The sequence below is a fragment of the Ensifer sp. ENS11 genome (genome assembly GCF_014851895.1).
Classification (GTDB): Bacteria; Pseudomonadota; Alphaproteobacteria; order Rhizobiales; family Rhizobiaceae; genus Ensifer; species Ensifer canadensis.
Map to the genome: position 1 here is coordinate 1 of NZ_JACVAN010000041.1, position 9,773 is coordinate 9,773.

Below are 9,773 nucleotides of genomic sequence, written 5' to 3' on the forward strand. Positions count from 1 at the left end.
ACTGCGCTTCTCCCTCTGACGTTTGAGGCTGTTGAAAGACATGACCTCATTTTACCATCAGTCAGAAGCGCAGCACCGCAATCCACAACGGTCAACGCTGAAACGCAAAGCCGAATATCCCATCTAATCGCCGCGCCGCTATCGGCAGCCATGACCTTTAAAGTGACGCGGGCGGGCGACGGCGCAATAGACGGCTGTCAAACTTCGGAAAGGAATTCTGATCGGTCGGTAAGATTTAGTCGTTGGACCCTGTTCTGTCCCTTTCATATCGTTGCCATCAACAAGCAAAGCCAAAAGGCGAAAGGGGAATATCGATATGAACCAAATCTCCACAGGCGTTCTTTCCGCAACACTTTTCGCGGTGACGATGCTCGCAGGAAGCTATACGGCCAACGCCGCGGAAATTACAGTTATGGGTTACCGTGGCCCGTTCGAAGAAAACTACGTCAAAAGCGTCATCGAGCCATTCATGAAGGGTCACCCCGACATAAAGGTGACCTATTTCGGCGTTCAGAACGCAGCTACCTCGCTCGGAAACATGCGCGCGCAGCGGGATGCTCCACAGGTCAATGCTGTTATCTATGATCTTTCAGTTGCGAAGATCGCCCAGGAGGAAGGTCTTGTCGCTGACCTCAACACCGGGAAGATCCCGAATTACGCAGACGTTTCGGATATCGGCAAGGACCTTGGCGGGGCGGCTATCCCCCTTACTTACGATACGCTCTCACTGATTTACAACCGCGACGCATTTCCTAATCCGCCCACGAGCTGGGAAGCGCTTTGGGACGAAAAACAAGATGGCAAGATCGTTCTGCCTGCACAGGGTGGCGGCGACATCCAAGCAATCCTTCTGACCATCATTGCAAACCGCCTTGCCGGTGAGAATGATTACAAGAAAACAATCGCGCCTGGCGTCGAAAAGCTGGTTGCCCTTGCGCCGCGTGTGCAAACCTGGGAGCCGAAGCCAGATGCGTACACGCTCGTTGGCAACGGCACTGCCACTGTTTCGATTGGCTACAATGCAAGGTCGCAGTTCTTCTTTGATCACACTGAAGGGAGACTGCAGTCCGTTGGCCCAGTCGAAGGCACGGCCTCTCAGATCAATGTCATCAGTGCGATCAAGAACGCATCCGAACAGGAAGCGACGGTAACCTTCATCAATTATGCACTAAGCCCCGAAGCCCAGACCGCATTTGCCAAGGCGATGTTCTACGCTCCAACCAACACCAAGGCTGAAGTCGATGAAGCGACCCGGAAGCGCATTCCACTGATGGATCCGGCGCAACGTGAAAAGTTGATAAACGTCGACTGGATGAGCATTGGCGACATGCGGGAAAGCATCCTCCAACCATGGCGGCGCCAGATCATCCCGGCTGGGCGATAAGCGCCGAGTAGTTCTCCGATCCCGACGGGGTCGGAGAACCTCCCTCCCAGCGAAACGAAAAGTATCGGCGCGCTGCCCAGCACACGCCATGGCGGCGGCGCGTGAGTATCCGCCACACACGACGACCTCAAATCCGAATGGTGATGACATGCACGTTCAACAACTGCGCCAGAATGCGCAGGCCGCAGCCATGCCCGCTGCTGCCGCTACAGGCGACCCGGCTTTCCTGAAGCTCAAGGGCGTGACCAAGCGCTACGGCGTCGACTATATGGCGGTCGATGATCTCGATATCGACCTGCCGAAAGGTAAGCTTCTCGGGCTCCTCGGCCCTTCCGGCTGCGGCAAGACAACGACGCTGAGGATGATCGCCGGCCTTTTGGACATCACCAGGGGCAATATCCTGATCGATGGCGACGACATCTCCCATAGACCGCCGCACAAGCGCGACATCGGCCTCGTCTTCCAAAACTATGCGCTCTTCCCGCACATGACGGTCGCCGAAAACATAGCCTTCGGCCTCGATATGCGCGGCGTGTCTCGCTTCGAAGCCAAGGGGCGCGTTGAAGAGGCGTTGGAAATGGTGCGGCTGCCCGGTTATGGCAATCGCAAGCCCAAGGAAATGTCGGGTGGCCAGCAGCAGCGTGTGGCCCTGGCGCGCGCGCTTGTTATCCGTCCGCGCATTCTTCTTCTCGACGAGCCGTTGTCGAACCTCGATGCCAAGCTGCGCGACGACATGCGCATTGAGATCCGTGAAATCCAGCAACGGCTGCAGATCACGACGGTCTTTGTGACCCACGACCAGGTCGAGGCTCTCACCATGTGCGATCTCGTCGGCGTCATGCACCGCGGCAAACTTACCCAGCTCGGCTCGCCCGAAGACATCTACGAGCGGCCCGCCAATCTTTTCGTCGCTGAATTTGTCGGTCGCGCCAATGTATTGGATTGCGAAATCGAAGCTGTCGACCGGGCAAGCATCTGCGGCGCAACTTTTTTGTGCGACACCAAAGGCTTGGCCAAGGGCAAGGCAAAGGCGGCTATCCGCCCACATCGCATCAACCTGACCCCGAGCCGCGATCGCAGCCTTGTCAGCATCGCTACCAATTCGACCCACGGCAAGGTCATCCGCGTCACCTATGTCGGCGATGTCGTGCAATACGACATCGATATCGGCGGCAGCATCCTGACGACGGAAGTCCATACAAGCAGCGCCGGCCATAGCTTCCAGACGGGCGAGAAACTTCTCTGTGAGTGGAAGCCACAAGACATGCAGGTCTTCGGAGGCTGAACCATGGCAGCGATCACAGCAACGGCTCCTCCCTCGCCCTACCCGCGGATCGGCAAATTTCCGTTTGTCCTGATCCTCCTGCTCGTCCCAATGGCGACAATCAATCTCATCGCCTTCATCCTGCCGGTAGTGCGCCTGGCGATGATCTCATTCATCGAAAGCCGCAGCGGTGGCGTGCTAACCGAAAACTACACACTGGCCAACTATATCGACTTCTTTACCGACAGGTTCAGCTTCGAGTTGATTGCCAACTCGCTCCTGCTCGGTTTTGTGGTCACGGTGGCTACCCTTTTCTGCGCCTACCCGATCGCACTTTTCCTGCACCGAATCTCGCCGAAATGGCGCAATCTCCTGTTCGTCGTTACCGTCTCGCCTTTGCTCGTCAGCAGCGTCGTACGCACCTATGGCTGGATGGTGCTGCTCGGCGACCAGGGCGTGGTCAACGGCGTTCTCGTGTCGACCGGCATCATCCAGACACCAATCCGGCTCGTGAACAATTCGCTCGGCGTCTATATCGGCATGGTCGAGGTGCTCATTCCCTATATGGCCCTCTCGCTGATATCGGGTTTTGGCCGTCTCGACGTGGCGCTCGAAGAAGCTGCAGCCTCGCTTGGCGCCAACAGTTGGATCCGTTTTCGACGCATCATCGTACCTCTGACCATGCCTGGCGTCGCGCTCGGCTGCCTGCTTTGCTTCGTACTCGCCATCAGTTCCTTCATCACCCCGAAGCTGCTCGGCGGCGGGCGAGTCTTCCTGCTTGCAACCGAGATTTTCGACCAGGCCGTCATCCAACTGGAATGGCCCTCCGCAGCGGCGACCTCTGTGATCGTGCTGATTATCTTCGGATTGGCGCTCACGCTCTATTCCCGCGTCGTCAAGCGCTTCGATTGAGAGAAAGGACACTGATCATGATCGGCAGACTGACCTTTCCATTCAAAACCCTGGTGGCATGCCTCTATTTGTTCTTGCTGGCGCCCATCCTCATCGTCTTGCCACTGTCGTTCAGCAATGACAGTTTTCTAACCTTTCCGCCGCAGAGCTGGGGACTGCGGTGGTATGCAGCAATGTTTAGCCACCGCGGGCTCATCGACGCGCTCTGGGTCAGCCTGTGGGTGGCGACCACGGTGACAATCCTCGGCCTCATCGCCGGCGTTCCGGCCGCGTTTGCGATCCGCCGCTACCAATTCATTGGCCGCGATCTCATTCTCAACATTTTCACAGCGCCGCTTCTCCTGCCCTCGATCGTGCTCGGACTTGCGATCCTCCTCGTCTTCGTTCAGGCCCGCCTGCTTGGCACCTATACCGGCCTCGTGATTGCCCACCTGATCATCACGACGCCCTATGTGATCCGCATCATGCTGACGGCCTTTTCGACCTTACCGCCCTCCGTCGAGGAAGCGGCAACCATGCTGGGTGCGTCGCCCTTCACCGTGTTCCGGCGCATTACCCTGCCCTTGATGATGCCGGGCTTCGTCGCCAGCGCAGCACTCTCCTTCCTCCTCTCCTTTGATGAGGTGGTGATCTCGCTGTTCATTACCGGGCCTCGCATGCGCACCCTGCCGGTCGAGATCTTCGACTATGTCGAAAGCCAGACGGACCCCATGACTGCCGCCGTTTCGGTGGTTCTCGTCGCCGCCACGCTCCTCATCATCTTCCTCATCGAACGCACGCTCGGTCTCTCCAAGACCATCGGCAAAAACTGACTTCTGGAATGGAGACTATCTGACATGGACAATATCGCGCTCTGGATGTCGCAACCGCACTTCGGTTTTCTCGAAATCGCAAAGGCCTGCGGCGTCAAGCAGCTCGTCATCGAGCTCGAGCATGGCACTTTCGATCTCGGCACGCTCGACCAGTTCCTGGCCTTCAGCAAATCGCTCGGCATTCCGGCCCTCACCAAGGTCATTGCGCCGACGACCGAAGCCATCCAACAGGCGCTGGATTTCGGTTCCGACGGGGTCATCCTGCCTCATATCCTGGGCGTCGATCATGCTCGCGAAGTCTCGAAGGCTGCAAAGTATCCGCTGCTCGGTACCCGTTCTTACGCCGGCGGCCGGGTCTTCAGTTATGCCCGTCCGACCAGCGATGCTTTCGACAGGGAGAACAGGCGTACCAAATGCTATGCGATGATCGAGACGGCAGAGAGCCTTGCCGATGTCGAGAAAATCATTGCGCTCGATACCGTCGATGGCCTGTTCCCCGGTCCGTCGGACCTGGCACTTGCCCGGGGTCGCGGCGCCTATGCGTTCAACGATGACGACCGCGCTGATCTTAGCCGCATCGCACGTGCCGCTCGTGACGCTGGCAAGAACTGGGTTATGCCCGCCTGGACACCGGCAGAACGCACATTCGCGCTGGAGGAAGGCGCAGAAATGCTTGTCGTCGCAACGCAGACAATGACGCTCCGCGCCGGCATCATGTCCACCATCAATGCACTCAAGCAGGAAAAAATCGTCGCCTGACAGCGGTGACGACACGCCTTTTTTGGAGGAAGAATCATGAAAATCAGCCTGATACAGACCAACCCCCAGAATGATCGCGACGCCAATCTCAAGGTTGCCCGTGATCTGATGGTCGAGGCCATGAAGGTCGACCGGCCCGACCTAATCGTGTTGCCGGAGTATTTCGAGGTCTATGGCACCACCACCGAAGAGAAGCTCGCACTGGCCGAACCGGCGGGAGGCGCCGCATATAAGATGGCGCAAGATTTTGCCCGAGAAAACAGTGTGTTTGTCCACGCCGGCACGATCATGGAAAAGGTGGAGGGTGAGAACCGGATTTACAACACTAGCTTTGTCTTCAACCGCCAGGGCAAGGAAGTGGCGGCCTACAGAAAAATCCATATGTTCGATATCGTTGCACCGGACGGCACCGCCTACAAGGAATCGGCGACCGTCAAGCCGGGCGAAGACATCGTCACATACGATCTCGACGGCCTCCGGATCGGTTGTGCGATCTGCTACGACATCCGCTTCTTCGAATTGTTCCTGCAACTCGAAAAGGCCGGCTGCGACGTGATCGTGCTGCCTGCAGCGTTCACGCTGCAGACCGGCAAGGATCACTGGGAAGTGCTTGCCCGGGCCCGGGCCATCGAAACCCAGACCTATTTTGTCGCCTGCGGACAAACCGGCAGTGTGACCGTAAATGGTGAAAAGCGTGCCTGCTATGGCCATTCGCTTGTCTGCGATCCATGGGGGCACACGATCGCTCGCGCCTCTGACCCTGTCGGCTTCGTCACCGCCCGCATCGAACCCAAGGAGATCAAGCGCGTGCGCAATCTCATTCCGATGACCCAGCACCGTCGCTTGGCCTGCGCGTAACGAGGAGGCTGAACATGTATGTCATTGAGAACATGCCGGAACAGATCCCGCAAGCAGATCTCGACCTCCTGAGCGGCGTCGAAACTGCAACTGTCGGTCATTGGCGACTGATGGGCTTCATGGATCGCGCAATCCAGCCACTTCTACCCGGCAAGCGTGTCGTCGGGACGGCGGTGACGCTCGCCATCGCCGGCCCGGACTCCACACTTCTCCACCACGCAACTGGTTTGTTGCGGCCGGGGGACATTCTCGTCATCGACCGGCTTGGAGATGACAAATACGCCTGTTGGGGCGGCGGCGTTACCGTAGCCGCCAAAGCTGCGGGCGCTGTGGCCGGTATCGTCGACGGACCGTGCACCGACCTGACCGAAATCCAGGATTCAGATTTCCCGATGTGGTCGCGTGGCCTGTCGCCGATTACCACTCGCCTCTACGACCTCGGCGGTGGTTTGAATGTTCCCGTTAGCTGCGGTGGTGCTGTGGTGATGCCCGGAGATGCGATCCTAGCCGATGAAAGCGGAGTCCTGGTCATTCCGCGCGGCGAGGTGCGTGCGGTCTCCGAAGAGGCGTTGAGGCGGCAGGAAACCGGCAAGAAACGCGAAGCCAGCGTTCGCGACAACGAGCAGAAGCTCGGTGACATGACAGGAGCAAGCGCCAAGGTTCTGGCAAAAGCCTCGTGATGAAATCGATAAACCGGCACCCTGAGCGATTTGCCCGGGTGCCGGTTTATCGAGCTATGAACGGGCACGGGCAACGGGACGCTGGTATATTCCCTTCACATTGCGGCCGTTGCGTCCTAAGAAGCTTATTCTGTGTAAATTCAACGCGTTGTGACAATTTCTACGTTCATGACGCTTGAGATACCGTAAAACGGGTAGGGCGCGGTCATGCAATGAATATTCGTTTCCTGGAAACCGTTGTCTGGCTTTCTGAGCTGCGGAGCTTTCGTGTCACGGCCGACCGCATGAACATTACTCCGGCTGCTATCTCCAACCGTATTTCCGCCATTGAGCAGGAGCTTGGAATCCGCCTCTTTGAACGCGATACCCGCGACGTACGTCTCACGAGTGAAGGGCAAACATTCGTTTCCGGCGCTCGCGACATTATTGACCGCTACAATCGGCTTGTAAGCGATGTTGTACCGCCGGAGACCATAGAGGGCACGGTGCGGATCGGCATTCTGCCGAGCATTGCGTTGACAATCCTGCCCGGTGTCATCGAGATACTTCGGGCGCGGTATCCCCGCGTTCGCGTCTCTATCACGACAGATTCTTCGCAAACGATTTCCAGCAAACTGGAGCAGCGCGCACTAGACGTTGTTTTGGGCTTCCCAACTGGAGAAGTCGATAAGTATTTCGTCAAAGATCTTTGCTCATTCGGTATGTTCTGGGTTGCGAGTGGTGGGTTCGAGTGGGACGAAAGCACCATGGAGGTTGGGGATCTCTCAATTCATCCAATAATCTCCTACGAGACTGGCACCTACAATCACGGAAGACTTGTTAAATATCTGTCAGGTCACCTTGTTGAAGACAGTATTATTCATTATTCAAACTCGCTTTCTACAACAATCAGCATGGTATCTGCGGGAATCGGCATCGCCGTACTCCCGCCGATAGTAATCCAAAACGAGCTTCGAACAGGCACCCTAAAGGTCCTGAAGGTTGCCCCTCCATTTCCGCCAACAAACTACTTTGCGCTGTTTATGCGCAATCCTTCTTCCCGCCTATCTTCGCTGGTGGCATCGATCGCATGCGATGTAGCAGATGACTTTTGCGCGCTATACAGCGACGCACTCGCTTCAAGCGTCCTCAAGCGCGCTGACAATCGTTAAATTCAACCTCATTTTGTGCGCTGGCAGAGCATTGGCAGCTGAGGGGAAAACGGAGCATGGGAACAAGACGCCCAGGTACAATTCCGACGGTGTTCGCTTGCCAAGGCTGATTTCGCGCAAGCCCAAACCGACCCCTTGCATGATTGTTTGGCGTCTTGGCTATAGACTTAGGCGTGATCCCTCGAGGGATGCAGCCCCCAAGGGATCTGGCGGTCGGGACCGCACGCCCCTTGGCTTGAACCGTAGGTGAGTTTGGTCCGCACCTACGCCGGCGCTGTCGCGATTTGAGCCGACGGTGATCAACAGAATTCCACATCGCGTCGAAGGCAGCCAAATGCGGGGCTAGGCGCCCACGGCGGACGAGCATATGCGTCTCTGGAATTGGCGGATGCGCGGCGGGGCCTATGAGGAGGTGCTGACGCGGTTCCCCGCCATTACGGCACGCGCTGCGGCAGGCGATCTGGACCATTGGGCCGACACGCCGATGGGGCGGCGGGCGCTGATCATAATTTTCGATCAGTTCACCCGGTCCGTATGGGCCGGCACGCCCCGCGCCTATGCTTATGACGAGAGGGGCCGCGATCTTTGCCTTGAGGGGCTGAAGAACGGCCATTTCGACGCATTGGAAAACGTCTGGCAGGAGACCGCCTTCAAGATTCCGCTGGAACACTGCGAATGCATGGATCCGGCCGACCACCTTGCCAACCTCGACATCGCCATATCGATCGCCGACCGCCTGATCGATGAGGCGCCGCAGCATCTCCGGCAGGTCAGTCAGGTGGGCGCACAACAGCCGCAACGGCACCGAGCGGAATGCCCGTTTCGGCCGTCACCTCCACCGAGGCGAGTTTCCCGACCCGCGCTACTCGCCTTTGCTGGAAAGCAATTCGTCGAGCTGCTCCAGCTGCTCCGGCAATGCGGCCGCCGAGCCCTGTAGTGCTTCCTCAAGCGCCTCCTTGGACGGATAGACTTCGTGGAAATTCAGCAGCGTCTTCCCGCCCTGGTCCTCGAAGGTCACTGTCGTGACCGCGCCCTCTTCGCCCTCGTCGTTGGTCCAGACGATGCGCTCGTTCGGCACCACCTCGAGATACTTGCCGTAGAAGGCCATGGTGTCCGAACCGCCGGCGCCGAATTCCAGCCGATATTTGCCGCCGGTACGGACGTCCATATCGCACGATACGAGCGAAACACCAGATGCCGATTTTGGCACCCACCAGCGCTGGAACAGCTCGGGCTGGCTCCACGCCCTGTAAACCGTGCTCGGCGGCGCATTGAATGTCCGCGTTACGACGAGTTCGCGATCCCCTCTGCGCTCGACTGACATGCGGTTCTGCTCACCACCTGGACTGTTAACTTGCTGATTCATCGCTTCCGTCCTTTTTCATTTCGCTGATGATTTCGTCCAATGCTTCGAAGCGGGCCTCGAAGAGCTTGCGATGCGCTTCGATCCACTCGGCCTCTGCCTTGAGGCCGCGTTTCCCAAGCTTGCAGGTTCTCACCCGTCCGACCTTCTGCGTGACGACGAGCCCCGCCCGCTCGAGAACCTGGATGTGCTTCTTCATGCCGGTCAGTGTCATCTGGAACTTATCCGCGAGACTGGTGATCGACGCGTCGCCTCGCCCAAGCTGATCGATTATCCCGCGGCGGGTCGCATCGGACAGCGCCGCAAATGAGAGATCGAGGGGAGGACTAATATACTGAACCATATAGTTCAGTGTTTAGCCTGCTCGCGCAGGAAGCGCAAGCGTCCCGATCTTTCCCTGCCATAGACCGGTCATTCGAGGTCATGCATCGCGGCGGCGGCAGCATCGTCTGCTGCGGGTCAGCGAACGAACCCGCTCGCGCGGGAGGGGCGCGGGCTGAGGCGTGTGCCTCGTTGACGGTATCGGCGAGGCTTTGATCGGACCAGGGGTGACGAACGGCCGGAGTCCTCCGAGCATGAAGGGGTCAACC

General features: G+C 58.1%; 11 protein-coding genes. 9 read left to right on the forward strand and 2 right to left on the reverse strand.

All coding sequences use genetic code 11. The features are described 5' to 3' along the window. Nucleotides 1–316: 316 nt before the first annotated feature. The 9 genes from IB264_RS33975 (at nucleotide 317) to IB264_RS34015 (ending at nucleotide 8,757) form a co-directional block, all read left to right on the forward strand. Nucleotides 317–1,384 (forward strand): extracellular solute-binding protein, encoded by a 1,068-nt coding sequence (locus IB264_RS33975; RefSeq protein WP_192435324.1) that lies wholly within the window; start codon nucleotides 317–319, stop codon nucleotides 1,382–1,384. Nucleotides 1,385–1,574: 190 nt separating this feature from the next. Beyond that, nucleotides 1,575–2,669 carry an ABC transporter ATP-binding protein gene (locus IB264_RS33980; protein ID WP_192435344.1) on the forward strand — a complete coding sequence of 365 codons (1,095 nt, stop codon included), beginning with the start codon at nucleotides 1,575–1,577 and terminating at the stop codon, nucleotides 2,667–2,669. Nucleotides 2,670–2,672: 3 nt separating this feature from the next. Beyond that, nucleotides 2,673–3,560, forward strand: a complete 888-nt coding sequence (locus IB264_RS33985; protein WP_192435326.1) for an ABC transporter permease — start codon at nucleotides 2,673–2,675, stop codon at nucleotides 3,558–3,560. Between the two features lie 17 nt (nucleotides 3,561–3,577). Further along, nucleotides 3,578–4,372: an ABC transporter permease gene (locus tag IB264_RS33990; RefSeq protein WP_192435328.1), complete on the forward strand. Its 795-nt coding sequence runs from the start codon at nucleotides 3,578–3,580 to the stop codon at nucleotides 4,370–4,372. 24 nt (nucleotides 4,373–4,396) lie between these two features. After that, entirely contained in the window at nucleotides 4,397–5,131 is a 735-nt protein-coding gene (locus tag IB264_RS33995; protein ID WP_192435330.1) for an HpcH/HpaI aldolase/citrate lyase family protein, read from the forward strand. A 36-nt stretch (nucleotides 5,132–5,167) separates the two neighbouring features. Then, nucleotides 5,168–5,989 carry a carbon-nitrogen hydrolase family protein gene (locus tag IB264_RS34000; RefSeq protein WP_192435332.1) on the forward strand — a complete coding sequence of 274 codons (822 nt, stop codon included), beginning with the start codon at nucleotides 5,168–5,170 and terminating at the stop codon, nucleotides 5,987–5,989. Between the two features lie 14 nt (nucleotides 5,990–6,003). Beyond that, nucleotides 6,004–6,669: an RraA family protein gene (locus tag IB264_RS34005; RefSeq protein WP_192435334.1), complete on the forward strand. Its 666-nt coding sequence runs from the start codon at nucleotides 6,004–6,006 to the stop codon at nucleotides 6,667–6,669. 212 nt (nucleotides 6,670–6,881) lie between these two features. Continuing rightward, a complete protein-coding gene (locus tag IB264_RS34010; protein WP_192435336.1) occupies nucleotides 6,882–7,820 on the forward strand; it encodes a LysR family transcriptional regulator in 939 nt (312 codons plus the stop codon). A 367-nt stretch (nucleotides 7,821–8,187) separates the two neighbouring features. Next, entirely contained in the window at nucleotides 8,188–8,757 is a 570-nt protein-coding gene (locus IB264_RS34015; RefSeq protein ID WP_192435338.1) for a DUF924 family protein, read from the forward strand. On the opposite strand, the gene IB264_RS34020 is transcribed toward IB264_RS34015, so the two are convergent. Both IB264_RS34020 and IB264_RS34025 read right to left on the reverse strand, forming a co-directional pair. Beyond that, nucleotides 8,683–9,186: an SRPBCC family protein gene (locus IB264_RS34020; RefSeq protein WP_192435340.1), complete on the reverse strand. Its 504-nt coding sequence runs from the start codon at nucleotides 9,184–9,186 to the stop codon at nucleotides 8,683–8,685. The two genes, IB264_RS34015 and IB264_RS34020, sit on opposite strands and share 75 nt — an antisense overlap. Then, entirely contained in the window at nucleotides 9,170–9,526 is a 357-nt protein-coding gene (locus IB264_RS34025; RefSeq protein WP_192435342.1) for a helix-turn-helix transcriptional regulator, read from the reverse strand. The genes IB264_RS34020 and IB264_RS34025 overlap by 17 nt, the downstream gene beginning before the upstream one ends. Between the last annotated feature and the right edge of the window lie 247 nt (nucleotides 9,527–9,773).

Excerpts from the sequence above, each read along its gene's own strand:
- IB264_RS33975 (WP_192435324.1), top strand. The coding sequence starts at position 317 with ATGAACCAAATCTCCACAGGCGTTCTTTCCGCAACACTTTTCGCGGTG.
- IB264_RS33980 (WP_192435344.1), top strand. The coding sequence starts at position 1,575 with ATGCCCGCTGCTGCCGCTACAGGCGACCCGGCTTTCCTGAAGCTCAAG.
- IB264_RS34010 (WP_192435336.1), top strand. The coding sequence starts at position 6,882 with ATGAATATTCGTTTCCTGGAAACCGTTGTCTGGCTTTCTGAGCTGCGG.
- IB264_RS34005 (WP_192435334.1), top strand. The coding sequence starts at position 6,004 with ATGTATGTCATTGAGAACATGCCGGAACAGATCCCGCAAGCAGATCTC.
- IB264_RS33995 (WP_192435330.1), top strand. The coding sequence starts at position 4,397 with ATGGACAATATCGCGCTCTGGATGTCGCAACCGCACTTCGGTTTTCTC.
- IB264_RS34015 (WP_192435338.1), top strand. The coding sequence starts at position 8,188 with ATGCGTCTCTGGAATTGGCGGATGCGCGGCGGGGCCTATGAGGAGGTG.
- IB264_RS33990 (WP_192435328.1), top strand. The coding sequence starts at position 3,578 with ATGATCGGCAGACTGACCTTTCCATTCAAAACCCTGGTGGCATGCCTC.
- IB264_RS34000 (WP_192435332.1), top strand. The coding sequence starts at position 5,168 with ATGAAAATCAGCCTGATACAGACCAACCCCCAGAATGATCGCGACGCC.
- IB264_RS33985 (WP_192435326.1), top strand. The coding sequence starts at position 2,673 with ATGGCAGCGATCACAGCAACGGCTCCTCCCTCGCCCTACCCGCGGATC.
- IB264_RS34025 (WP_192435342.1), bottom strand. The coding sequence starts at position 9,526 with ATGGTTCAGTATATTAGTCCTCCCCTCGATCTCTCATTTGCGGCGCTG.
- IB264_RS34020 (WP_192435340.1), bottom strand. The coding sequence starts at position 9,186 with ATGAATCAGCAAGTTAACAGTCCAGGTGGTGAGCAGAACCGCATGTCA.